Genomic DNA, 25,694 nt, shown 5'->3' with positions numbered 1-25,694 from the left:
AAGAACGCTGACACCTACTCGACAATGGGTGGCCTTTACTGAGAGTTACGCAATTGGGATCATGCTACGCACGGAAGCCCTGCAGCGAGTCCAACGGAACAACGCCCCGCTGCAGCACTGTCTCGCTCAGATGATTCACATAGGTTTGGTCTCAGGCGGATACGAACCGTCGCCCTCATTATTTCGTTTCAAAAACGTATGACGAAACGCCCACGTGCTTTTCCGCTTTCAAGCGTTTGAAGGGCTTCAGTCGCTCGCGCGAGGTCTATTTCCTCGATCGGATTGAGGAGCGGCTGCCGCGCGTGAAGCGCCACGACTTCCCGCATTTCTTGGCGGGTGCCGACGCTGGTGCCGGTGATGGTGACACCGGTCGCCGTCAGCCATTCCTGAACCAGTGGCACAGGATCAGAGACCAGCGCCGCGGCGACGATGCGTCCGCGCGGTCGGATCGCCGCGAGGATCCCAGACCAGGTGGCGGGTGTCGGCGCAAAATTGATCGCCGCATGGTAGCCGGGGCTGGCCGACAGGCTTTGCTCAAGTCCCTCGCCTGCGGTCGCGACCTCTGCGGCGCCATAGCGTCTGGCATGATCGAGTTTTGCCGGGTCGCGGTCCACGGCCAGAACGTGGACGCCCATGCGGGCGGCGATCTGAACCGCATAGAGGCCGAGGCCGCCGCAACCGAATACCGCCAGCCGCTCGCCGACCGTCACAGCCGCCCTGCGGATGGCGCCGTAGGCGGTAACACCCGCGCACATGACCGGCGCCGTCGTCAGTGGGTCCACGTCAACCGGCAGCCGCACGGCGAATGCCGCATCAACAGCGACATATTCGGCGAACCCCCCGGGCACGTTCAATCCATGCGCCCGCTGATGCTGGCAGAAGGCCTCGTGGCCGTCTGTGCATTCGTCGCATCGCAGGCAGGTATCGTGCAGCCAGGGCACACCGACCGTTTCGCCAATTGCCCAGCCCGGCACACCTTCGCCGACCGCCTCGACGACACCCACGCCCTCGTGGCCGAGGATAAAAGGCTCCGGCACGTGTGGGGGGCGCACGTCACCTTTCCAGATATGGACATCCGAATGGCAGATGCCGCATGCCTGCAGCCGGACGAGCAGCTGGCCGCGCCCGGCGATAGGCCTGGGCACGTCCTTGACCTGCAGCGGCTCTCCATATCCCGCCAGAATGGCGGCTCGCATCGAAGGTGTCGCAATCGATATCACTGGATGCCGAGCTCCGCCTTGACGGCCGCAAACCCCGGCTTGCCATCGAAGGTCTGAACATCCTTCAGCCAGGCATCAAGCTTTTCCGGGTGTGCTTTCAGCATTTTTATGGCAGCGACGCGCGCCTCCAGTCCATCAGTCATGATCATGTTCATGCCGGTGTTCTCGTAGTCGATGTCGAAGACGAGGTTGCTGAAGAACTGCGTCACGTTCGGGCACTGTTCGGGATACCCCTTGCGGACGATGGTGCGGACCGTCGCGCCGCCGAAATCCGGCCCGAATTCTGCGTCGCCACCCGCTAGATAGGCCATATCCATGTTCACGTTCATCGGATGCGGCTGCCAGCCGAGGAAGGCGATCCACTCCTTGGTTTCGGCAGCACGCTGAACCTGGGTCAGCATCGCGGCTTCGCTGGATTCCACGACCTCCCAATCGCCGTCCAATCCGTGGGCCTTCTTCTCAACCATATCGAGCAGCGGCTTGTTGGTTCCGGGCTCGATGCCGTAGATCTTGTGATCGAGCTTATCCGCGAACCGCTGCAAGTCATCGAACGATGTCAGCCCCGCATCAAAGACATAGCGGGGAACCGCCAACGTATATTTGGCGCCCGTCAGGTTGGTCGCGACGGGGATGACGGAGCCGTCGCCGAAATAGGCCTTGTAGTCGAGATCCTGCACCGGACGCCAGTTTCCGAGGAAGACATCGATATCTCCATTCCGGAGAGAATCGAACGTGATGTTAAGCGCGAGCAGCGTCTGGCTCGGCTCGTAACCCAGCGCACCCAGAATGAGCTCGGCCGTGGTGTTGGTCAGGGCGATATCCGTCCAGCCGAGATCGGAAAGACGCACCGCCTTGCACGCTTCGGCATCGGCAGCAAAAGCGGCATGGGCGGGCATGAGACATACCGAGCCGGCAGCGACGATCATCGCAAAAACTGTCCTGTTCATAAGCGTTCCCCTTTTGGTTTTTCAAGAGGATAGGAGCAGGAATTTTTATGGCAAGCAAAATTTTGTTAAAGCGTACAAAAAATTGATCTGCTACAAAAAATCATGCAGCAGAAGCCGAAGAAACCACGAACCCGTATCGAGGATATCAGGCGCGTCGAGTTGATCGACGCGGCCCACCGCATCTTCCTGAAGGAGGGGCTGCGAGGCTTGACGAGCACGAGGATCTGCGCCGAGGCTGGTCTTTCCCAGGGCATCCTCACCTACTACTTCAAGGACAAGGAAGAGGTTCTCTTCGAAATGGTGCGGATGAACAACCGTATCCTGGCCAACGAGATCGTCGGCAACCTGCGCCGCGCCCGCTCGGGCTGGGAGCGACTTATCGCGCTCATCGACGGGAATTTCCCGGCACAGCGTTTCGACAAGCAGGCGGCGAGCGCCTGGATATCCCTTTACGCCGAGGCCTCGCACAATGAACGTTACGCACGCCTGCTGCGTCCCTACTATCGCCGCCTCAGATCCAACGTATCCAGCATCCTGAAGCCTTATCTCGATCGGAGCGAGATCGATCATTTCGTCCTCGGGTTCGCGGCGATGATCGATGGCTTGTGGCTGCGCCGGGGGCATGCGGATATCGACCTGTCTCTGGCCGAAGCTAAGACGATCCTCGTCGAATATGTCGAAAAGGCGCTCGGGCCGGACGTCATGCGACCGCTGGCCGAGCCCAACTGAGACGTGCACAAGCGCACGGACGCGAGAAGAAAGTGACAGTGGCAACGCGCCACGCCCACAGTTATGCCGCTGCGGCCACTGTTCGGCTCGCTTCTTCAAGGGTTCGTTCAGCCGTCAGGCTCTGAACGTCGATGTAGCGAAGGCGTGTTTTACGCCATTGCTTCGCGCCGGAGGATTTCGCCCGGGCAATATCCCATACCGGAACCGCCGCATTTTTGCGGTGGTTCTTTTCGAAGTGTGCTGAGCGCTCGATGCTCAGAACTGTTTGCCTGCTCGCACCGTTGCGCCCACGGATTTCTGTCCGGCGCCTTCGATGTTGAGCAGGAGGCTCGCCTCTAGCATCCAGAAGTCGGCGGTCTGCATTGTTACACCAGCAGAGAGCGAGCCGTAGAGGCCCGAGCCGTCGAGACCGGCGTAACCGGCGGTCACACCCAGTTTTGGCGTCATCGTCGCACCACTTTCCAACGTGAAGGACCGCGCGATCTCCGCACCGAGGCTCACCCGGAACTGTTCCGCGTCGAAGCCATCGATGGTGAGTTCCTCGCCATCGTCATTGTGCACAGTATAGTCGTCGACCTTTTCGTTGAAATAGATCGCCCGGAGCTTCGGCGTCAGTACCGTTGCCTCGCCGATCTGCCACTCGCCCTTGATCGCCGTATCGATCATCCAACGCTGCGTATCGAACGAGCCGTCCCAGAAGGCGGTGCCGATATCGTTGGCCGAACCGCCATAGAGCAGGCTCGTGTCCCAGAACACGCCCTTGCCGATCTCGAGCGAGGCATAGGGGCCGACGAGCCAACCGTTGCCGGTCAGTTCCGCATCCGCATCGCTCGGATCGGTCATCCGGTCGAGATGGAAGGACAGGCCGACCAGCGCCTTCTCCGAGATCAGATAGTCGGCGCCAAAATTAAGCAACGCAAAGCTACCCCATTTACCACCGTTCTGGTCACGCTTGTGGGCCAGAAAGGTACCGTCGACCCAGACGTTGAGGGCGGAGGACGATGCATCTTCGACGCCGTCGGCCCGGTCGCGGGCCGCGTCCATCTGCGCAAGGCTGGTGGAGAAACTTGTCGTCATGCCGTCTTCAGAAGGCGTCATGCGGGCGGTCACCGTATCCGTCGCCTGCTCCATCTGCCGCCGTTCCTGAAGACCCGGCACATAGATGCCGTTGGCGATCAGGTCCTGACGCGTCTCCACGAAGCCCCGCACCAGCGCGTCGATATCCTCGGCGACCTGCTGCGCGTCGTGATGGAGATTGTAGGTGATCGTTCCGACATTGGAGGTGCCGAGTGCGCTTTCCAGCCGGTAACCAACCTTCGCCGCGCCGGAGAAGGCGGGGTTCGGGCTGAACTGCAGGTACCAGCCGATCGGCTCGCCCACCGGCCCCACCTGGGCGACCTGCCCGCGGATGATCTTCGCCGTGCCGGCATTGGCCGGCTCCACGAAGGTCGCCTCGGCCTCCGTGAACGGTCCCCCCGTTGCACCCGCGTTGAGATAGATGTCGGCGGGCGAGCTGCCGGCCGGCACGTCCACCACGCGATCGGGCGCCGTGACCTGACGCGGGCTCACCTTGAGCGAATAGCTCGCCGAGCCCGTTGCGCCGTTGTTGTCCCTGACCGCGATCTTGAAGCTATAGTTGCCTTCGCTTGCCGCATCGAGCGGACCGGTCAGTTCGCCCGTCGAGACATTCAGCACCGTGCCCTTCGGCAGCTTGCCGGAGGCAAGGCTGTAGAGCAGCGGCGCCGCGCCGCCGGCCGCCTTGATCTGCTGGCTGTAGGCTTCGCCCGCCATCGTCTCGCCAAGGCTGCCTGCGGGCGGCGTGAAGGCAAAGACCACGACCGGCGCCTTGACGAGGATCCTATAGGTGGCCGATCCCGTCGCGCCATAGGCGTCGGTGGCGGTGACGGTGAAGTCGAAGCTGCCAGCCACCGTCGGCGTCCCGCCGATCGTGCCTGCCGCGCCATCCAGCGTGAGGCCTGTCGGCAGCGTTCCCGCCGTGACGGCATAGCTGTAGGGCACCGTGCCCTTCGAAGCGGTCAGCACGCGGCTATAGGCCTTGCCGACCGTGCCGCCGGGCAGCGTACCCGCTACCGGCGACAGAACGATCTTCGGAGGCGTCACGGTCACGGTCACGGTTGCCGGCGATGACGTACCTGCCGCATTGGTGGCCGTGTAGGTGAACGTGTCCATGCCGGAATAGCCGGCGACGGGCTTGTAGGTGATCGTCTTCTTGGAGACCGTTGCCGCGCCATGCGAGGCGGCCGTCGCAACAGCAACGGATGTCGCTGCACCGCCGGTGATGTTCAGCGCCACCACCTTGGCCGACGCATTGGCCGCGACCGTCAGCGTTACCGCATTGGCAATCGGGGCCTGTCCACCGATGATGAGGTTATAGCTTGCCGTTCCCTTGGCACCATAGGCGTCCGTTGCGGTCACGGCAAAGTCGAAGCCGCCTGCCGCAGTCGGCTTGCCGCCGAGCTTGCCCGTCGGGCCGTCCAGCGTGAGGCCGGCCGGTAGCGCTCCCGCCGTGATCGCATAGCTATAGGGCGCGGTACCGTTGCTTGCCGTGAAGGTCTGATCGTAGGCCGTGCCGATCATGCCAGCCGGCAGAGCCCCCGCGGCTGGCGAGAGCGCAAGCGTCGGCGCCGTCACCGTCACGGTGACGGTTGCCGGCGACGACGTGCCGGACGCATTGGTGGCCGTATAGGTGAAGCTGTCCGTGCCCGAATAACCGGCAGCCGGCTTGTAGGTGATCTTCTTGCCGGATGCTGTCGCCGTACCGTGCGAAGCGGCCGTCGCAACAGCAACGGATGTCGCCGCTCCGCCGGTGATGTTCAGCGTCACTGCCTTGGCCGACGCATTCGCTGCGACACTCAGCGTCACCGCATTGGCGATCGGTGCCTGAACACCGACGGCCAGGCTATAGCTTGCCGTTCCGGTCGCGCTATAGGTATCGGTCGCCGTCACATCGAAGCTGTAGGCCCCCTCTGTATCGGGTGTTCCCCAGACCTCCCCGGCAGCACTCAACGTCAGGCCGCTCGGCAGCGCGCCACCGGTGACGGCATAACTGTAGGGCGCCGTGCCGTTCGAGGCGCTGAAGGTCTGGCTGTAGGCCGTACCGACCGTGCCGGTAGGCAGTGCCCCCGCGGCGGGCGAGAGCGCAAGCGTCGGCGCTGTCACCGTCACGGTCACGGTTGCCGGCGACGACGTGCCGGTCACATTTGTGGCCGTGTAGGTGAAGCTGTCGGTGCCAGAGAAGCCTGTCGTTGGTGTATAGGTGATTGTCGTTCCGGATGCTGTCGCTGTGCCGTGCGAAGCCGCCGTCGCCACTGCGACCGTGCTTGCTACACCCCCGGTGATGTTCAGCGTCACCGCCTGGGCCGACGCATTGGCCGCCACCGTCAGCGTCACCGCATTGGCGATCGGTGCCTGAATACCGACGGCCAGGCTATAGCTTGCCGTCCCGGTCGCACCATGGGTATCGGTCGCCGTGACATCAAAACTGTAGGCCCCGTCGGTATCGGGCGTTCCCGAGACCTCGCCGGTAGCGCTCAGCGTCAGCCCGCTCGGCAGCGCGCCACTGGTGACGGCATAGCTGTAAGGTGCCGTGCCGTTCGAGGCGGTGAAGGTCTGGCTGTAGGCCGTACCGGCCGTGCCGGCAGGCAGTGCCCCCGCGGCAGGCGAGAGCGCAAGCGTCGGCGCTGTCACCGTCACGGTCACGGTTGCCGGCGACGACGTGCCGGCCGCATTGGTGGCCGTGTAGGTAAAGCTGTCCGCGCCGGAGAAGCCTGCCGTTGGTGTATAGGTTATCGTCGTTCCGGACGCCGTCGCCGTGCCGTGCGAAGCCGCCGTCACCACCGCGACCGTGCTTGCCGCACCCCCGGTGATGTTCAGCGTCACCGTCTGGGCCGACGCATTGGCCGCCACCGTCAGCGTCACCGCATTGGCGATCGGCGCCTGAACGCCGACGGCCAGGCTGTAGCTCGCCGTGACTGTGGCGCCATACGTATCGGTCGCCGTGACATCGAAGTTGGAGGTTCCGTCGGCACCGGGCGTCCCGGAGACGACACCGCCAGCACTCAGCGTCAGGCCGCTCGGCAGCGCGCCACTGGTGACAGCATAGCTATAAGGCGCCGTGCCGTTCGACGTTGTGAATGTCTGGCTGTAGGCCGTACCGGTCGTGCCGGTGGGCAGCGCACCCGCGGCGGGCGAGAGTGCGAGCGTCGGCATGCCGATCGTCACGGAATAGGCGTTTGAACTCGAATAGGGACCCTGCCCGGTCGAACTGTCCGTTCCCGTTACCGTGAAATTGAATGTGCCGCTGGCCGTCGGCGTGCCCGACAGGACGCCGCTGCTGGGCGAAAGCGCAAGGCCGCTCGGCAGAGAACCGGCCGTGACGGCGAAACTATGGGATGCCGTTCCACCGGAAGCCGAAACCGTCTCGCTGTAGGCAATGCCCGTCGTTCCGCCCGGCAGAGCACCTGCCGCAGGCGACAGCACAATCGTAGCCGCATCGACGGTCAGTGCATAGGCCTGGGCGCCCGTATAGGGACCCGATGCAGTCGCGCTGTCGGTTGCCGTAACAGTGAAGTTGTAGGTTCCGCCCCCCGTCGACGTGCCCGATATGGTGCCGCCGGGATCGAGCACCAGACCGGGTGGCAGCGAGCCTGCCGTGACCGCGAAGGTCACCGGAGCCAGGCCCCCGGTATGGCTCAGTGCCGTACCGTACGGCACGCCAACGCTGGCGTTCGACAGCGTCGCGGGATCGATCGTGATTGTCGGTACGGCAATGGCGATGCTGGCCGAGGCCGTGCTGGTAAAGCTGCCAAGTCCACCCGAACTGTCGGTTGCGGTGATCACGACCGTGGCATTGCCAGCCGTCGTCGGTGTGCCGGAGATAACGCCCGCGCTGCTGATCGACAGGCCGTCAGGCAGGCCGCTGGCCGAGAAGTTGGAATAGGGAGCGTTACCACCGCTGATGCTGACGAAGGCGGCGGCGCTGTTATAGGCCTCGCCGACCGTGCCGGCAGAGGCCGGCAGCGTGACCGAGAAGACGGGATCGTTCACCGGCACAAAGACCTGGGCAACATTGGAGGTGCCGCCCTGGTTGGTCGCGACGTAGTTGAAGGTGTCGGTGCCGCGGAAACCGACCGGCGGCGTATAGCTGACGAGACCGGCGCTATCGATGCTGACCGTCGCGCCATAAGACGAGGCCCCCACCTGATAGCCGGTCGGTTCGTTGGTGGCCTGCGCGGCAAGACTGAAGGTTGTGGCCGAGGCCGAGCCCGCGTTGTAGGCGATTGCCGACGTCGTCAAGGACGTGACCACAGGCGCCGGCGGCAGTGAGACCGTCAGCGTCGCCGTCGCATTGGTATGGTAGGGCCCTGCCCCGAGCGAGTTGTCGCTGATGTTGACGATCACCGTGAAGGTGCCGTTGACCGTCGGCATTCCGCTGATGACGCCGCCGCCGCTGTCGGTCAGGCCTGATGGCAGGCCGCTGATGCTGTTGATCGTGTAGGATGGCCGACCGCCTGAGACCATCACCGCCGCGCCGCCGCTGTTGTAGACCCTGCCGACGGTGGCCGTGGCCGAGGCCAGCGACACCGTAATCGTCGGATTGCCGACAGTCACCGTGACCGTGGCCGGGCTCGACGTCCCGCCGATATTGGTGCCTGTGAAGGTAAAACTGTCATTGGCATTGCGGTAGCCGACCGGCGGGGTATAGGTCGCCACGCCGCTGCTGTTGATGGTAATAGAGCCGCCCTGGGCCGTTGTCGCCGAGCCGACCGCATAGCTGGCCGGATTGTTGGTGACATAGCCGCTCACGTCGATCAACGCGTTGGTGTTCGCGCCGTCATTGTACGGGGCAATCGATCCATAGGTGAAGCTGCTGCCCACCGGCGGCGCGACATAGGTGTATTGGTCGCCCGCATTCGTCGCGCTCGTCCCGCCCACGGTCGTGACGGTGATGTCGTAGGTGCCTGCCGAGCTGACCGGCGCGGTCGCCGTGATCTGCGTGTTGCTGTTGATCGTATAGGTCGCCGTCGTCGCACCGAACTTCACCGCCCCCGTGCCACTCGCCGCTGCGAAGCCGGTGCCTGTGATGGTAACCGTCGTGCCGCCCGCCGTCGGACCGGCAGTCGGAGACACCGACGTCACCGTCGGTTGGGAAACATAGGTATACTGGTCGGCCGCGCTGGTGGCGCTCGTGCCGCCGATGGTGATGACGCGGATGTCCACCGTGCCCGCCGAACCGGCCGGCGCCGTCGCCGTAATCTGCGTGTTGCTGTTGACGGTAAACCCGGTCGCCGCCGTACCGCCGAAAACCACCGCCATGGTACTCGCAAAGCCGGTGCCCGTGATGGTGACCGTCGTGCCACCCGCCGTCGGGCCCGCCGTCGAAGACACCGATGTCACCGTCGGTTGGGAAACATAGGTATACTGGTCGGCCGCGCTGGTGGCGCTCGTGCCGCCGACGGTGGTGACGGTGATGTCATACGTGCCCGCCGAATTGGCCGGCGCTATCGCCGTGATCTGCGTGTTGCTGTTGATCGTATAGGTCGCCGTCGTCGCACCGAACTTCACAGCCCCGGTGCCACTCGCAGCCGCGAAGCCGGTGCCCGTGATAATCACCGTCGTCCCACCGCTCGTCGGGCCAGCTGTCGGATATACCGACGTCACCGTCGGCGCCGAAACATAGGTGTACTGATCCGCTGCAGTCGTTGCGCTCGTGCCGCCCGCCGTCGTGACGCGGATGTCAACGGTTCCCGAACCGGCCGGCGCCGTCGCCGTGATCTGCGTGCTGCTGTTGATCGTATACGCGCTCGCCGCAACCCCGCCGAACGTCACTGCCGTCGCACCCGAGAACCCGCTGCCCGTGATCAAAACCGACGTGCCACCTCCCGTCGGCCCCGCTGTCGGTGTGACCGACGTTACCGTCGGGGCGGCGATATAAGTGAACTGATTGCCTGTGCCGATGGCGGTCCTGCCAGCAGGAGCGGTCGCCAGCACACTGACAGCACCGGCGGTTCCCGCCGGCGCCGTCGCCGTGATCTGCGTGGCACTGTCGATCGTATACGCGCTCGCCGCAACCCCGTCGAACGTCACACCGGTCGCCTCGGACAGGTTTGCCCCGGTGATGGTGACAACCGTGCCACCCGACGTCGGCCCTGTAACCGGTGAAATTCCCGTGACGTTGAGCGGAACATCCAGGTTGACCGAAATGGCGACGGACTTTGTCGCGGCGCAAGTATTGCCGCCGCCGTAAGACGGGCAAGTATAGAGCGTAATGGTGTCGGTCGCGCCGGCATTGGCGTTCACCGACATCAGCGTCACCGTGAAGGTATCGGTGGCTGAGGCATCGGATTGCGCACTGTTGGATCTGAACTTATAAGTAGCGCTAGATGTGGTTACAGTCGAATCTGCCGATAGGTACGGATAGATTTGTGAATAGCCGACGCCAGGATAATCAATGGCGTTTTCGCCAGCTACTTCATGCAAACCGCCCCAGAAGGAATCGCCGGCATAGGTGATGAAGGTATCGCAGCTCGACCCATTGAGCGTCTGCGTATCGTTCACCGCCGAAAAGGACAGTGTGGACAGGTTGCAGTCCGCGGCTCTGCTTTCTGTCGCCCCACCAAGGCTGGAGCCGAGAAGGACAGCCGCGAAAAGCAGCACAGCCGACGCAAACTGCCCGAGGTGGGACGCAGATGCCGAGAACAGCTTTGCGACAACACGCTGAAATGCTGGAGCAGGACTACAAGTGGGAAGCGTTCCCGCCGAGGCAAAAAGGCCGCGAAGAGGTTTGAAGAGACGCGCCAAAATCGCCGAAAGCACCAGAAGCCAAGCGCAAAAGAGGCATTCATAGCCACGCTTAGAGATAGCGCCAAGGCCTCCCCAGGCCCCAGTTCCCCATGCCCACATCGAAATCGTCCCCCAGCGGCGGCATCACGCCATCAACAAATCAATAAATCACACTAATCGACACGAACACGTCCCGGATCCCGGGATGATATCCAACCATAGTTGTCATCTTCACGCCCAGCACGCATTGACCCGCACCCTGTGTCCGAAAAGCATCCCATTCACGGACGTCGAATGTTTTGCTCCGGCGCATCTGAGGAACGGAGACCTCTGCTGAGCACAGAGCGCTACCGGAATCCCCAAAGAGAGTCTGCGTCCATTTTTGACACGCCTCGAGATTGGATAAAAAAGCGATCACCGTGATACGGCAGCCCGGGGCCTCCATCGATATCCACGCTCCGTTATCGTGAACGAATACGTCGAGTTCGACAGACGCTGCGCTGTCGCCTTGCATGCGACGCAGCAAATGTAGTGAAATATCGCATTCTCATTCATTTTGTTCCTTGCCGCAGAAACGCCCCCTATCGTCGAGCAGGACAGCGAAAATCACGGTCCAGAGCCTTCTGCGCCGTCTTTCTGCACGGCTGTTTCTTGCGATAGGGTTTCGCAACGGCCGGAGGCGGCAACCTCCGCCAACACCCGCAGGGCCTACGCGTCAGGTTGGAAGCACTTCTCCGCATGGTGCTGGCAGCAGAACCTTTTTCCCTTCCCCCGGTTCCTTGGTGGGAGGACTCTAAATCACGGCATGCGTCTCAAGCGCGCCGAGGCGTTGCGGCAAACCGGACTGCGTTGCGACGATCTAGCATCGGCTGGCATTATAAAAACTCGATCGCAAGGACCGCGCCATTGTCACCGTGCTGGCCGGTGTCCGCAACAAGCACGCGGCCCGCCCCGGCAGAAGGAGGCAATCCTACCGGTAGAGTTGATCGCCATGCGGGCCGGACCGCTTGGACGACCAGGAGATAGCACGCTCGAGAAGAAGACGGTGCTCGCGACCGGCGTGCGCGGTGATCTCTCGGAGGGCGAGCATCGCCAAATGTTTGGAGGCCACTCGCTACGAGCCTGCCTTGCTCCTCGGCCGAGATCGACGAGCGCCACGTGCAAAAGCAGCTCAGCCATGCCTCCGCGGAAACGACCCGCCGCTACCAGCGTCGGGTCGTTTCCGCATCAACCTCACCAAGGCCGCGGGGCTTTGCGGTTCCTCCCCTGACTTATCGACGGCGTGGAGCGGGCACTCTCGCTTTTTCACCGACGAACCAATGGGTGAATGAAGAATCCACGATGCCAGAAATATGAAGGGTGCCGCTTCAACGAAGGTAGGCGTCAGAGACACGATGTCTCGTCGCCAATGTTAAGCGACACATCAGGGAATACCGATCATGGAAATGCTCTCGATGAACCCGATCTGGCCTCGCTCGGGAGATGTCCGAATGCATCGCATTCAGGGGCGGGCTTCCAGAACGATATTGAACGGCGTCTCGGCGGCGCGCCGGAAGCGGGTAAATCCGCTGCCGGTGACGACTTGGCGAAGCCGCGTTTCACCGGCTTGTGCGCCAAGACCGAGACCGACTTCCTGCGAAAGAGACGCGGGAGTGCACAGGAACGTCGACGCCGCATAGTAGACGCGTCCGACAGGATTGAGGTTTTCGGATAGACGATCATGCGCAAAAGGTTCCACGATCATCCATGTGCCTTCCGAGCTCAGAGAACGACGCACATGCGCCGCCGCGCCCGCAGGATCGCCCATGTCGTGCAGGCAATCGAAGAACGCCACGAAATCGTAGGCGCCGGGATAGGACTTCGCGCTCGCGACTTCAAACCGGGTGTTTCCAAGAACACCTGCCTCTTCGGCGGCCTTGCGCGCGCGCTCGACGGAAGGGGCGTGGTAATCGAAGCCAACGAAGTTAGACCGGGGATACGCGCGCGCCATAAGCACCGTCGAGGCGCCGTGACCGCATCCGACGTCGGCGACCTCGATGCCACGGTCGAGCTTCTCGACGACGCCATCGAGCGCCGGAAGCCACGAGTCGATCAGATTGGCGTTGTAACCTGGGCGGAAGAAGCGCTCGGTGCCTCGAAACAGACAGGCGCAGTGCTCATGCCAGCCGAGGCCTTTTCCAGTGCGGAAGGCCTGGCTCACCTTCTCCTCATCGATCCACAGGCTGGCCAAGACTTCAAACGCACCGGCCATGAAGGCCGGACTGTCTTCGTCGGCAAAGACCAGTTCCTGCTCGGGGCTTAAATAGAAGCGATCAGTCACCTCTTCATATTCGATGTAACCGGCGGCAGCCTGCGCGGAAAGCCATTCCCGAACAAGGCGCTGCTGGGTGCCGGTGCGCGTGGCGAGCTCGGCAGGCGTCATCTTGCCACCATTCCGCATGGCCCTGAACAGGCCGAGCCTATCTCCCAGCAACACAGCCGCGCCTGTTGCGATCGCGCCAAGGTCTCCGACCATCTTTCCCAGAAATGCGTCGAGCTTCTCCTGGTTTGGCTCCGACATATGTCCCTCCCGATGTGCGTACCGGGCAAGTGTCAACCGGGTACGGTGTCGTCTTTGCCGTCGTGTGCTTCAGCTGAGTTTACCGAAAGCCGAAAATGCTCGATAATGCTGAATTCTCATCGCGCCGATGCAGCCGAGACATCGGGAGGGAGCGCGCCGTGGAGATGCATGAAATCCGCTATTTTCTGGCCGCCTGCCAGACCCTCAACTTCCATCGCGCGGCAGAACTCGTTCACGTCGGCCAACCTGCGTTGACACGGGCAATACAGAAGCTGGAGGCTGAACTCGGGGGCTACCTTTTCCATCGTGAAAAGGGCCATGTTCAACTCACCGACTTCGGTGGCCTGATGCGGACGCGGCTGGAAGACGTGTTCCGGAGCTCGGAAACTGCGAAAAGGGCAGCGCAGAGTTTTCTCTCTCTCGAGGCCGCGACACTAACGCTTGGCGTCATGTCTACCATCGGGCCGCTGCGCCTCATCGGCTTCCTGAATGCTTTCCGCGAGCGTCATCCAGGCATAGAGGTTACCCTGACCGAAGGTACGGCGAACCAGCTTATCGAACTTCTGATGGAAGGCGATCTGGATATAGCCGTTCTGGCCGGGCCGGACCCGCTCGACCAAAGGCTAAAGGCGGTGCCGATTTACCGGGAGCGTTTCGGGCTCGCCTTCCCCGCCGGGCACCGCTTCGAGAGATACAAGACGCTTCACCTCACTGATATCCAAGGCGAAGCGTATCTTGAACACATCAATTGTGAATATGCCGACTACATCGACAGGCTTTGCATGAATCTCGGCATAGAGATTCGAAGCGCTTTTCGTAGCGAGCGAGAGGATTGGATTCTAGCAATGGTCGCCGCCGGCACCGGCATCTGCTTCATGGCGGAATTCTCTGTCAGCCAGCCAGGAGTCTGCCACCGGCCTATTGCCGATCCTGAAATCACGCGCGAGGTGTCGGTCGTTTCAGTGGCCGGCCGATCGGCTTCGCCGGCCACCACAGCGTTCATTAAAGTCGCGCGGGAATATGGATGGATGTGAAAGCGAACCGCAATGGGTACGTTGGCGGCAAACGGACAACTCGAAGTGCCGCGACCCTACTCGACTCTCCCACGCCGAGATCGTGGTAGGGGAATATCCAAACGTGCGTCAACATTTTCTCCGCCATCGCGGCACACCTTTCGAGCCCAAATAAAACTACGGAATTCCAGGACTTAAAGCGGCTAGTCAGAAATAACGCCCGATGATTTTCATTTGGCAGCGCCAAAAACCACATTCGGGACGGTCCGCCAATACAGCGGGTTGAAATGCCGAGACAGGTTGTGCCCGCGCGTCTCCGGCCGCGCGCCCTCGATACTAGGGTCCTGTTTGGCAACTTGGCGCTGCTAACTGCTATATTCGCCTCGAAAAGAAGGCTGGAATCAGCGCGCCATCAGAAAACTATATTATTTCAGCTATTTAGCTAGGCCGACCGCAACTAATGCCGCTTTATCCACCTGCAACGCCCTCTCACCATTGCCGTGGAGCAACTCCATGATCACCGGACCGAGAGAAAACTTGCCCCGCTCGGTTCGCCGCGTCAGGCCTCGAAGATACACATCTGCTGAGCGGATTAGATGTACGCGGTACAATAGCAGGTCTGTATGAGGGTCGAAATACCGACCACACAAAAGACCGCTCATAGAGTGATCATAGGATCGCCCACATAGGTCCTAAAACCCGAGGCTGCCGAAAATTGTCGCTGCTTCAAGTTGGCCGCAGAGTTGCAAAACGAGGAGATCGGCCCCTGGCTTTCCGCTGATTTGCACGCCGATCGACAAGCCTGATGCGTTCTTGAACCATGGGCAGGACGCCGACGGCTGTCCCGAAATGTTCGAGGGCGTCGAGAACGGCGCAAAGCCGTACCCTGCGTCGTTCCAGGCATCCACATTATCGAAGCTGGCGAATGACAGAGTGCCCACCACCGGCGGGTTTTCTGCCAGGGTTGGCGTCAACAGCACATCGATGTCTTTCATGGAGCCAAGGTAGCGGGCGTTGTAATCAACGCGCGCCGCCTGCGCGGCTTGATAGGCCGACGCGCCGCCGGCCCTTGCCTTCTCGAGGAGGTGCCACGTCAACGGCTCAAGCTCCGCGTGCTCCGGATTGCGCCCGATTTCCCGCGCCCGTTCGTCGACCAGCTTCACGATGTCAAAGATCCAGAGGTGGTCGAACCAGGATGCGGACAGGTCCTTGGGGTATGTGTATGCGACAAGCTCATGCCCAAGCGCCTCAAGGAGCCGTGTGGTCGCGCTCAACGCCAGTTGTTGGTCGAGACCGGCGGCACGGCCGGCGAGATCAGTGTTGCTGACGCCGATCCTGATACGCCCAGTCGGGTAGGCGAGGGACTTGAGATAGGAGCCGCTTTCGGGTTTCCGGTCCGCCGTGATGTCGAGCGACGCCGCGCTGTCGCGAACCGAACGCGTGATGACATGATCGGAATTGAGGCCTCCCGCGATTTCCGTGAAGTACGGGCCGACGGGATTGAGCCCGGCCGTCGGCTTGAAGCCGAAGACACCGGAGCACGCTGCCGGTATGCGGATTGAGCCGCCGAGATCGGTGGCATGGGCGGCGGGCACCATCCCGGCAGCCACGGCCGCGGCCGCACCTCCGCTGCTTCCGCCGACCGTCAGGCCAGGTGCGTGCGGATTGTTCGTCGTTCCATAGGCGCGCGGCTCCGTTACGAATTCGGCCGCGAATTCAGGCGTATTGGTCTTGCCCAGGATCGAAAGTCCTGCCTTGCGCCAACGGTCGACCATGATGCTGTCGGGCCGCGCGGGCGCGTCGCGGAAGAAGGCCGAACCGAAGGTCGTGGGCATGTCGGAAGAGTAGAGGTTGGCATCCTTCAGCAGGAACGGCACGCCGTCAAGCCCGCTCGATGCCTCGGCCGGGGCGTCCGATACGACGGCATCGAAATTGGTCCTGATCACGGCATTGAGCTCAGGATTCCGACACTCGATCATGCGAATGGCCGCCTCCGCAGCCTCCTTGCGGGAGATTTCTCGGCGCGCGATCAGGTCCGCAAGCGCAACGCCATCGAGTGAAACATATTCCGCCTCCTTCATCCGGCCGTCTCCTGTCGAGAAAGCTCCGCGACCAACCGGACGGCGTAGCCCTCGAAGATCGGGAGGGCATTTTCCGTGGTGATCCGGCTCGTTGGCTGGGCCGCCTTGACCCAGAGACCGTCGATCATCGCGAGGAGGCAGTTCACGCCGAATTCGACCTGATCGGCGGGAACGAGGGAGCGAAGGCAGTGGGCGATGTTGCTGGCCAGCCGCCTCTCGTAGATCGACTGGAAGCGCATCATCTCGCCATTTCCAGCAAGGCTCGCCCACAGGGCGAACCAGGTGGCCGCAACGGCCGGCTGGAACTGCTCGGGATCGAACTGGGCGGATGCGATGGCGAGCAGCCTTTCCATCGGGGTCTTGGCGCTCTGGAGCCGTTCAACGGTTGCGCGCGAAAGCTCGCGGTTCAGATGGCGCAGCACGACGGTATAGAGTGCGTCGCGGCTTCCGAAATAGTGGGTGATCAGGCTCGGCGAGATTCCGGCCTTCATGCCGATCTGCCGGATGGAACTTTGTTCAATCCCAAATTCGTGAATGGTTTCAATGACAGCAGCAATGATCTGCTTCTGCCTTATGGGTTGCATCCCGACTTTTGGCATCTTGTGTTCCTCTTGCGCGTTGGAGGAACATTACATTTTTTATTGCACACGCCAACAAAAAAGATATCATTGTTGACTTGTGCAATAAAAATGAGGGAACTATGAAAGCTCGAACACTCATTGCAGGCGCATCGCTCCTGCTTCTCGGCTCGACATCTTGCGTGTGGGCGGAAGCAGAGAGCTGCCGAAAGGTCCGCCTCTCCGACCTCGGCTGGACGGACCTTTCGCTCACCAACGCAACGGCGTCCCTCATCCTCAACGCGCTGGGCTACGAGACGGAGCAGACACTGCTCGGCCTCAATGTCACTTACGAAATGCTGAAGACCAATCAGGTCGACGTCTTTCTGGGCAATTGGCTCCCGGTGCAGGAAGAACAGTTCAAGTCATACTTCGACGATGGCGACACCGAGGTGATCGCAACCAACCTGACGGGCGCCAAATTCACCCTCGCGGTCCCGAGCTACGTTGCCAAGGCTGGCGTGAAATCTTACGACGACCTCGCAAAACACGCCGATAAATTCGACTCCACCATCTACGGCATCGAGGCAGGCTCTAATCAACCGCTGCTTGACATGATCGCGGCGGGCAGGCACGGCCTGAAGGACTGGCAGGTAATCGAATCCAGCGAAACCGCGATGCTCACGCAAGTCGCGCAGATGACTGCGAGCGACGAGTGGATCGTGTTCCTCGCCTGGGAACCACATCCCATGAACATCAACTACAAGCTCACCTATCTGAGCGGCGGCGACGCCGAGTACGGACCAAATTTTGGCGGCGCAACTGTGCGCACGATAGGGCGCAGGGGATATGCCATGGAATGCCCGAACGTAGCGAAGCTGCTGGAGAACCTAAAATTCGACCTCGCCTACGAGAATACCGGCATGAACGCCATCATGACGGACGGCGCCGATCCGGCCGAAACGGCCAAGGGGCTGATCGCAGAACGGCCGGAGCTTCTTGAGCACTGGCTGGCGGGCGTGACGACCCGCGATGGCGGCAACGGTCTTGAAGCAGCCCGCGGCGCGGTGCTGGCGAACTGACGGCATGAAGCCGGGCATCAGGCTCAGCGCTCCCTTTTAGAACAGCGACGGTATGGACCTCCGTCGGGGTCACCATCGGCATCGATATGGCGCTCGCCACGGTCGCGCTCGATCTGTCGGGTGATGCTACCGACGCGGTCGCCAACCGGCTTGTGCTCTATGCGCGCCGCCCCGGCTATCAGTCGCAGGTCAGCCCGCTGCTCCAGGCCCTTCGCGGAACTGATCGCCCGGACACTGGAAAACCTCAGTGCACCGCTGGATGTTCTCACGCTTGCCGGTCGCGCCCTGCCTTAGCGAGCGCGCGTTTCATCGCAAATTCGTCGCTGCCACCGGGGAGAAGCCAGCTCGCTTAGTCGAGACACTGATAAAAAAGGTCGAAGCAGGGCCGAGACTGTTCAAAAAGCTGGATAATTTGACACATTTCCCGACTATTAATCGGCCATTCACGACAATCGACAGCTAGCGGGATGTTGAACGAACTCGGACTAACAACCTATCCATAAGGAGGAACGGTCCGGCTTGCCGGATCTAAACAGCGCCGGCGTTCAACCCGCGCTTTTCTTCAGGAAGTCGAGCAAAGTGTCTGCCACGCGCGCGGGCGCCTCCCAATGCGGGTTGTGGCTGTGGCCGGCAAGGATTTCCGTTGCGGCGTCCGGAAAGGCCGCCCGCAAGGTTGCCCGGTGCGGCGCATCGAACAGCGTGTCCTCGTCACCCGCCAAAAGCAGGACCGGTGCCTGAACGTCACCAGCGACGCAGCGCAGGTCGATGGCTTCGAGCATGGCATAAAGCGACTGCCAGACGGCGGTGGGCATGGCGGCGGCCTCCCGCGCGATCCAGCGGATGAAATCCACATCCACCGGCAACGCGCAATGGTGCCATTCACGCAGGAACCGGCTTTCCGGGTCGATGGGGTCGGCAAGCGCCCGGATTTCCGCGCCGAGCGTCGTGCGGGCCAGAAGCCCTGGCTGCAGGCTGCCGGAGATGCTGGCAAGGGCCGAAACGCGCGCCCCATGCGCCGCGGCGAGCGCCAGCGCCGTGATCGCCCCCATCGAGTGGCCGGCGATGGCGAAGCGCCCGATGCCGAGGGCATCCGCGAGCCGGACGATGTTGTCGGCGAAGGCCTCCACGGACGGCGCGGACATGGCCGTCGAAAGGCCATGTCCCGGCAGATCCGGCATCACCACCCGGAACCCGGCAAGATGCGGCTCGATCAGCGACCAGCTTCGGCTGCTATCGGTATAGCCGTGCAGGAGGAACAGGGGCACCTCGCCCTCGCCGCTCTCGATATAGGCAAGACGGCGGCCCTCGCCCGTCAGGAGGACTCGCTTGCGGCCGTTCCAGCCCGACTGATCGACCGTTTCGGTCACAGGCCGAGCGCCTTGCGGACGGCTGCAAGACCCGGTTCGCCATCGACCGTCGTCACGCCGGCCAGCCAGACGTCCAACCGCTTCGGGTCCTCGCCGATCGCCTTACGACCGGCATCCTCCGGCGCGAGGCCACCGTTCATAAGATAGCCCATGCCGCGGTTCTCGAAATCGATGTCGAAGGTGAGGTTCTTCAGGAGCTGGCCCACATTCGGGCATTCTTCGACATAACCCTTGCGAACCTGCGTGGAGACTGTCGCGGCGCCGAAATCCGGCCCGTAGAATTTGTCTCCGCCGGTCAGATAGCGAATGTCGAAAGCGGTGTTCATCGGATGTGGCGCCCAGCCCTGAAAAATGAAAAAGGTTTTCATGTCGATATGGCGGGCCAGCTCGGCCAGCATGCCCTGCTCGCTGGACTCGACGACCTCCCAGCCATCGAGGCCGAGTGCGGGATCGGTGATGGCATCCAGCATGAGCTGGTTCGAGCCGGGCTCGATGCCGTACATCTTCTTTTCGAATTTTTCGGCATGAGTCTTGAGGTCGGCAAAGTCCTTGACCCCCGCCTCCCAGACATAGACGGGAACGGCGAAGGTGTATTTCGCCCCAGTCAGGTTCTGCTTCACCGTCTCGACCGAACCGTCCTTCTCGTAAGGCGCGAAATAGGTCTTCATCGCCGGGTCCCAATAGCCGAGGAAGACGTCGAGATCCTTGTTCTTAAGGCTCAGATAGATAACGTCGATGCCGAGCAGGTCACTCTGCGTCTCGTAGCCGAGCGCATGCAGCAGCGCTTGCGCCACGCCTGTCGTGAAGGCGAGGTCGTTCCAGCCCGGCTCGGCGAGTCGCACCTTCCGGCAGCTCTCCTGTTCTGCCGCGTCGGCGGCCCCGATCATCAACAGACATGCGGCAGCGCAGGCAATGGCGCGTTTCATCGGCGTTCTCCCTCCCCCCAATATTGACCAAATGATTTGTAAACTGACCAATGGGACAATTCTTGAACTTGACGGAAAAAATGTCAATCTCCCCTCGACGGAAAGCGGGAATCACATGGCGGGAAAGCTCACGAAACTGGTCGACATCAGGCGTAAGGAATTGCGGCAGGCGGCCTTTGAGGTGCTGCAACGCGAGGGCATGGCGGGCGCGACGCTGGAAAAGGTCGCCACCCATGCCGGCGCCTCCAAGGGCATCGTGCTGCATTACTTCCGCAACAAGCAAGAGCTCTTCGAACAGGCGATGCGTGAGGCCAACGCCAACCTGCGCGATGCCGTGGCTGAACGCCTGCACCAGGCGAAAACGCCGCGCCAGCGGCTGGCCGCCATCATCGAAGGGAACTTCGACGATCGCTTCTACCAGCCGTCGATTGCCCATGCATGGCTGTCGCTCTGCGGAGAAGTGCCCCGCGAGCCGCAGCTTGCCCGCATCCAGGCGGTCATCCACGCCCGCATGCATTCCAACCTCTTGTCGGCGCTGAAGCCGATGCTGCCTGACGATGAGGCGCGACGGACAGCGCATCTCATCAGCGCGCTGATCGACGGGCTATGGCTACGTCTCGGGCTGCATTCCGGCGGCATCCTGAGGGACGAGGCCCTCGCCCTCATGCATGACTTCATCGAACGCCGGCTGCCCACCGAAACGCATGACTGACATCAAAGCGGGGCTGGTGGCGCGCATGTGCGCCACCGAGTTGCTGACCAAGCTCCCTTCGATCCCTCATACAAACCTGCATATGGCGTATGAACATCCTTCGCTCCAAAGAGGCGCTAAGGCATTGGCGTTGAATGGTGTCGCACCACAGAGTGTGAATCGGCGGGAGGCTTCGATACCGATAAGCATATTAAGTCTTTGAAATAATGATAATTTATGAGGCCTGCGAGGACGCAGATTTACACACTAGCTCAGCGTGACCTATAGCGAGCTATATCCACGCCACCATTTTCTCAGAGTTAACCTCCCACAACGCCGTCGGCCTCGTTGAGCGCCTCCTCCCGCGAAAGGACTGCGTATTCCTTGGCAAGAAAGTCCAGGAGCGCGCGCACGGAGGGCAACAGGCCGCGGCGGGAGGGAAAGGCGGCGTGAATGATGCCGCTTCGGGGTGTCCAGTCGGGCAGGATATCGATCAGCCTGCCGGCCCTGAGGTCTTCCCGGATCACCATCGCCGGGAACTGGCATATGCCGATCCCATTGAGCGCCGCCAGCCGCAATGCCACCATGTCCTCGGTTATCAGCAACGGCTGATAGGGAATGGCGGCAGTGGTTCCGCCAGGGCCTTGCAGCGTCCATTCATGCGTTCCGTCGGCCACGCTCCAAGCCAGACCCGGCATATGGGTGAGATCGGCGGGGGTGTGGAGGTGCCTTCCAGCTAGAAGCCCGGGGCTCGCCACGAGACGCTGGGAGCTTTCGGCCAGCTTGCGGATTACCAGGCCACTGTCTTCCAGCGGCGGAAAGCGCACGCGGATCGCCAGGTCGAACCCCTCCCGGATGACATCGACCCGCCGGTTGGTGCTCTCCAGATGCACCTTCACCTTGGGGCAATGGGCCATGAAGCGGGCGATCATCTCGCCGACCTGGAAGTAGATCACCGACGACGGGCAACTGACATGCACGGTGCCCTGCGGCTCGGCACGCATCCGTGCGACAACCTCCAGAGCCGCCTCGGCCTCCACCACCATCGCGACGCAGTGGCGATAGAACTCCTGGCCGATTTCTGTCACGCTGAAATGCCGGGTGGTACGGTGGACGAGCCGCACGCCCAGACCTTCCTCCAGCAGGCCTATCCTGCGGCTGACACGCGAGCGCGGCATTGCGCGTTTTCTGGCCGCGCCGGAAAAACCATTCTCCTCCACAACGTCGGCAAACAGGCGAAGGTCATTGAGGTCTACCACGCGCGGCTCCCAGTGTCTTAATTATGGGACAGTGTAGCGTATTTTTCGACCTACTGCATGATTTGTCCCAGCGTTATCTTGATCTCAGAAAGACACCAACCGGCCGGCGGTACGCCGAGACCGAAAGGAGATCAAAATGCGCAAGGTTCTGGGGGTCTATGGCGGCGGATCGATCCACTGGGTAGGCGATGGCTTTCCGGTTCGCTCCATGCTGTCGCAGGCCATGCTCGGCGATCATGTTAGCCCATTCCTACATCTCGACTATGCCGGGCCGGAGCACTTTGCGCCAACGGCCGCGCGACGCGGCGTGGGCAGCCATCCTCACCGCGGTTTCGAGACCGTCACCATCGTCTATCAGGGCGAAGTGGAACACCGGGACTCCACCGGCAGCGGCGGCTTGATCGGCCCCGGCGACGTGCAGTGGATGACGGCAGCGGCCGGCATCCTGCATGAGGAGCGCCATTCGCCCGCGTTTGCCGAGCGCGGCGGCCCGCTGGAAATGGTACAGCTCTGGGTGAACCTTCCCGCCAGGCACAAATCTGCCTCGCCCGCCTACCAGACGCTTGCCGATCAGGAGATTCCGGCTCTTGCCCTGCCGGATGGTGCCGGCACCGTGCGCATCATTGCCGGCGATTGTGCCGGGCAGCGCGGACCGGCGCGGACCTTCACGCCGATCAACGTCTGGGATCTGCGTCTGAAGCAGAGCAAGATTGCGACATTCACCCTGCCTGAAGGGCATATGACCGGCCTCGCCGTGTTGCGAGGCACGATCGCCGTCAACAGTTCGGTATCCGCGCGCGAGGCGCAGTTCGTCCTGCTCGACCATACAGGCGGCGGGCTCGACGTCACGGCGGAGGGCGATGCGACGGTGCTGCTTCTCAGTGGCGAACCGATCGCCGAGCCGGTCGTCATGCATGGTCCCTTCGTGATGAACACCGTCGAGGAGCTGGAGCAGGCGTTTGCGGATTTCCGATCCGGAAAATTCGGTGCCATCCCGGCCTGAAGCAATCCCGTGGCGTTCACGCAGGGCGCTACGGAGCATCGAGCCAGAAAGGATTTTCCGGCTCCCATTCACACCAGACTACATTCAAACTCAACCAAGGAGACTTGCCATGAGCACCCCTGCAAACTTCAACGGCCAGCGCCCCGTCATCGATCCCAATGACGCCGTCATGCTGCTGATCGATCATCAGAGCGGCCTCTTCCAGACTGTCGGCGACATGCCGATGCCGGTTCTGCGCAACCATGCCGCAGCCCTCGCCAGGATGGCGACGCTGACAAAGATGCCGGTCATCACCACGGCCTCCGTGCCGCAAGGCCCCAACGGTCCGCTGATCCCGGAAATCCATGAAAATGCGCCGCACGCGCAGTATGTCGCCCGCCGGGGTGAGATCAATGCCTGGGACAATCCCGACTTCGTCGCCGCCGTCAAGGCGACCGGCCGCAAGACGCTGATCATCGCCGGCACCATCACCAGTGTCTGCATGACCTTCCCGTCTATCGCCGCCGTTCAGGACGGCTACAAGGTCTTTGCGGTCATCGATGCCTCCGGCACCTATTCCAAGATGGCGCAGGAGATCACGCTCGCCCGCGTCGTGCAGGCCGGCGTCGTGCCGATGGATACAGCGGCCGTGGCCTCCGAACTGCAAAAGACCTGGAACCGCGACGACGCGCAGGAATGGGCGACCATTTACACCAGAATATTCCCGGCCTACCAATTGCTGATCGAAAGCTACCTGAAGGCCCAGGCGGTCGAAAAGAACCACGAACAGCTCGACTCGCAACGCGGCTGATCACCAAAGAGAGGGCGGCGGCGAGTTTTCCCGCCGCCTTGTCGAGGTTCGGCCGCTTGAACAGCCGCGCCAGAATTTACCTCGTTCTGGTTTTCTCCCACGAGCTTGGCTGACAGCAACCGAGCAGCCCGGCGCTGTCCTCGAATTGGTCCTTCCCCTCGCGGTGGCCATAGTGCTGCTGGCGCCGATATCCATGTGTTCGCTCTCGGTCACGACTACCTGCCCTTTCGGTCGCAGATGAGGTTTGATGGCCACCAAATTCAAGGGCCCTTCCTGTTAGTTCTCCTTTGCCGCCGTAACGCACTTCCTCGGTTGATTTTTCAACAGGGAGTGGCGGCGCCGGGCAGGACGGTCCCGACCGCCCCGAAAAGAGGAGATGATCGTAAATGTCTTGCACAATAGAATGTGGAGACCGTCATGAACGACTTTTCGCGCAGGCCGTTGAATACCACCCCAGCGGTGGCTTCGTTGATGTCATTGCAGCTGGTACCTGCCACGGCAAGCAAGCCGAACATCCTCATGATCTTCGGCAACGACATCGACCAGTCGAATATCGACCGCCCTGCTAAAGAGGGTATGAAGTTCAACGACTACTATGCCGAGAACCCCTGCACTGCGGGACGTTCGTCATTCACTACGAGCCCGACGTCGAAACGAACGGGCCTAACAAAAGTGGAAGTGCCAGGAGCGACAGTCGGTTTGCAGTACCCGGCATTACAATCGCATAAGCGCTAAAGCCGCTGGACTATGCCGCTGGCCAATTCGGCAAGAACCACCTTGGCGATCTCGCGATCAGTACGTCCGTGTCATCGGCTGGTCGATGCAGAGCCGACAAACGACGGATGTCGTGCTGCAGGCGTTGCTAATGGCGGTCTGGAGGCGAAAGGAAAAGATTCTGGCGATTCCAAATCAGGGATAGCAATTCACCAGCATGGATTGAGCATCGTTCCTGAAGTACCACAATCTGATTCACTCGATAAGCCGACCCGGTAGCTGCCATGATAATGCCGTTGCCGAAAGCTTCTTCAATCTGTTGAAGCGCGAGAGGATACGGCGAAAAGTCTATCGTTCGAGAGACGAGGCCAGGCAAGACGTGTTCGATTACATTGAAATGTTCTACAACCCGAAGCGCAAACACGCCAGAAACCGAATGCTGTCGCCTGTCGAGTTCAAAAAGCAGCAGAAAACGTAACCCGAGGGGCTGCAAAACTCGGGGCTATTCAGTACCTTTGCGGCGCTGTGGCATGAATCTAGGTATGTTGCTCTTGAAGTGATCAGAACCAACGGGCTTGCCACAGTAAAATCCCTCTGTAAGAAATAATTTAGCCGACCCAATATCCTCGTTTGGCTGGAATGGCTCATATCGGGCAGTTTTCAGGCGGTCGGCTTTTGGAAACCATTAGGCCAAAGCTGCTACAAAGCGAGCTTTGAGATAGTCGTCTCTGCGCCGCCGAAATGGAAGTGAAAGCACTGGATTCGAAGCTCTGGCGGCGCAACTGCGTCGCGATGCGCTCACCAGACGCCGTGTAGCGGGTCGATACCGCAGCATAGTAATGCGCCGAAGTGGCGTCTGGCTGAGCCGTCGGACTGTCTGTCGCCATCGGGCCGCCTGCCCAGGACACTCAGCTCGACCGTTCGCGGCGTGGCAATCGGATAACGTGCTCCG

General features: G+C 61.6%; 15 protein-coding genes and 3 pseudogenes. 9 read left to right on the top strand and 9 right to left on the bottom strand.

The genetic code is table 11. The features are described 5' to 3' along the window. Positions 1–188 precede the first annotated feature (188 nt). The gene (locus tag AC1RT2_RS25175) at positions 189–1,196 is read right to left on the bottom strand and encodes an alcohol dehydrogenase catalytic domain-containing protein (RefSeq protein WP_493106345.1); all 1,008 of its coding nucleotides are present in this window, start codon (positions 1,194–1,196) and stop codon (positions 189–191) included. 20 nt (positions 1,197–1,216) lie between these two features. Beyond that, a complete protein-coding gene (choX, locus tag AC1RT2_RS25170) occupies positions 1,217–2,167 on the bottom strand; it encodes a choline ABC transporter substrate-binding protein (protein WP_493106343.1) in 951 nt (316 codons plus the stop codon). Between the two features lie 102 nt (positions 2,168–2,269). Here choX (AC1RT2_RS25170) and betI (AC1RT2_RS25165) point away from each other — a divergent pair, with 102 nt between their 5' ends. Then, on the top strand, positions 2,270–2,896 hold the full coding sequence (betI, locus tag AC1RT2_RS25165) for a transcriptional regulator BetI (protein ID WP_493106341.1): 627 nt from the start codon (positions 2,270–2,272) through the stop codon (positions 2,894–2,896). A gap of 255 nt (positions 2,897–3,151) precedes the next feature. Here betI (AC1RT2_RS25165) and AC1RT2_RS25160 read toward each other — a convergent pair whose 3' ends face one another. Beyond that, positions 3,152–10,222, bottom strand: coding sequence for a putative Ig domain-containing protein (locus AC1RT2_RS25160; RefSeq protein WP_493106339.1), 7,071 nt, complete (start codon positions 10,220–10,222; stop codon positions 3,152–3,154). Positions 10,223–11,694: 1,472 nt separating this feature from the next. Here AC1RT2_RS25160 and AC1RT2_RS25155 point away from each other — a divergent pair. After that, positions 11,695–11,952, top strand: a pseudogene (locus tag AC1RT2_RS25155) (integrase); the annotation flags it as partial. Positions 11,953–12,200: 248 nt separating this feature from the next. Here AC1RT2_RS25155 and AC1RT2_RS25150 read toward each other — a convergent pair. After that, on the bottom strand, positions 12,201–13,259 hold the full coding sequence (locus tag AC1RT2_RS25150) for a class I SAM-dependent methyltransferase (RefSeq protein WP_493106337.1): 1,059 nt from the start codon (positions 13,257–13,259) through the stop codon (positions 12,201–12,203). Between the two features lie 164 nt (positions 13,260–13,423). Here AC1RT2_RS25150 and AC1RT2_RS25145 point away from each other — a divergent pair, with 164 nt between their 5' ends. Next, positions 13,424–14,293: a LysR family transcriptional regulator gene (locus tag AC1RT2_RS25145; RefSeq protein ID WP_493106512.1), complete on the top strand. Its 870-nt coding sequence runs from the start codon at positions 13,424–13,426 to the stop codon at positions 14,291–14,293. Between the two features lie 671 nt (positions 14,294–14,964). Here the strand turns inward: AC1RT2_RS25145 and AC1RT2_RS25140 are convergent. Together AC1RT2_RS25140 and betI (AC1RT2_RS25135) are read right to left on the bottom strand one after the other, a co-directional pair. Beyond that, the gene (locus AC1RT2_RS25140) at positions 14,965–16,353 is read right to left on the bottom strand and encodes an amidase (protein ID WP_493106335.1); all 1,389 of its coding nucleotides are present in this window, start codon (positions 16,351–16,353) and stop codon (positions 14,965–14,967) included. Continuing rightward, positions 16,350–16,952, bottom strand: a complete 603-nt coding sequence (gene betI, locus AC1RT2_RS25135; protein WP_493106333.1) for a transcriptional regulator BetI — start codon at positions 16,950–16,952, stop codon at positions 16,350–16,352. The genes AC1RT2_RS25140 and betI (AC1RT2_RS25135) overlap by 4 nt, the downstream gene beginning before the upstream one ends. A 101-nt stretch (positions 16,953–17,053) precedes the next feature. Here betI (AC1RT2_RS25135) and choX (AC1RT2_RS25130) point away from each other — a divergent pair, with 101 nt between their 5' ends. Next, on the top strand, positions 17,054–17,992 hold the full coding sequence (gene choX, locus AC1RT2_RS25130) for a choline ABC transporter substrate-binding protein (protein ID WP_493106331.1): 939 nt from the start codon (positions 17,054–17,056) through the stop codon (positions 17,990–17,992). Positions 17,993–18,537: 545 nt separating this feature from the next. On the opposite strand, the gene AC1RT2_RS25125 is transcribed toward choX (AC1RT2_RS25130), so the two are convergent. Both AC1RT2_RS25125 and choX (AC1RT2_RS25120) read right to left on the bottom strand, forming a co-directional pair. After that, complete coding sequence (locus tag AC1RT2_RS25125; protein WP_493106329.1) at positions 18,538–19,359, bottom strand: alpha/beta fold hydrolase; 822 nt, start codon at positions 19,357–19,359, stop codon at positions 18,538–18,540. Next, positions 19,356–20,285 carry a choline ABC transporter substrate-binding protein gene (gene choX, locus AC1RT2_RS25120; RefSeq protein WP_493106327.1) on the bottom strand — a complete coding sequence of 310 codons (930 nt, stop codon included), beginning with the start codon at positions 20,283–20,285 and terminating at the stop codon, positions 19,356–19,358. Before choX (AC1RT2_RS25120) ends, AC1RT2_RS25125 begins: the two co-directional genes overlap by 4 nt. Positions 20,286–20,400: 115 nt before the next feature. Between choX (AC1RT2_RS25120) and betI (AC1RT2_RS25115) the strand changes: the two genes are divergently transcribed. Then, positions 20,401–20,997 carry a choline-binding transcriptional repressor BetI gene (gene betI / locus AC1RT2_RS25115; RefSeq protein ID WP_493106510.1) on the top strand — a complete coding sequence of 199 codons (597 nt, stop codon included), beginning with the start codon at positions 20,401–20,403 and terminating at the stop codon, positions 20,995–20,997. A 299-nt stretch (positions 20,998–21,296) separates the two neighbouring features. Here the strand turns inward: betI (AC1RT2_RS25115) and AC1RT2_RS25110 are convergent, their stop codons facing one another. Further along, positions 21,297–22,235, bottom strand: a complete 939-nt coding sequence (locus AC1RT2_RS25110; RefSeq protein WP_493106325.1) for a LysR substrate-binding domain-containing protein — start codon at positions 22,233–22,235, stop codon at positions 21,297–21,299. Between the two features lie 136 nt (positions 22,236–22,371). Between AC1RT2_RS25110 and AC1RT2_RS25105 the strand changes: the two genes are divergently transcribed. The 4 genes and pseudogenes from AC1RT2_RS25105 to AC1RT2_RS25090 all read left to right on the top strand — a co-directional run. Next, entirely contained in the window at positions 22,372–23,238 is an 867-nt protein-coding gene (locus AC1RT2_RS25105) for a pirin family protein (RefSeq protein WP_493106323.1), read from the top strand. Between the two features lie 109 nt (positions 23,239–23,347). Then, entirely contained in the window at positions 23,348–24,028 is a 681-nt protein-coding gene (locus AC1RT2_RS25100) for a hydrolase (protein WP_493106321.1), read from the top strand. A 471-nt stretch (positions 24,029–24,499) separates the two neighbouring features. Beyond that, positions 24,500–24,753 (top strand): annotated as a pseudogene (locus tag AC1RT2_RS25095) (arylsulfatase); the annotation flags it as partial. Positions 24,754–24,830: 77 nt separating this feature from the next. Continuing rightward, positions 24,831–25,220 (top strand): annotated as a pseudogene (locus AC1RT2_RS25090) (IS3 family transposase); the annotation flags it as partial. Positions 25,221–25,694: the final 474 nt, after the last annotated feature.

The sequence above is a fragment of the Shinella sp. GW821-FHT11G07 genome, assembly GCF_058808115.1.
Note: the sequence above shows the minus strand (reverse complement) of the source record. Positions and strands in the feature narration are given on the sequence as shown.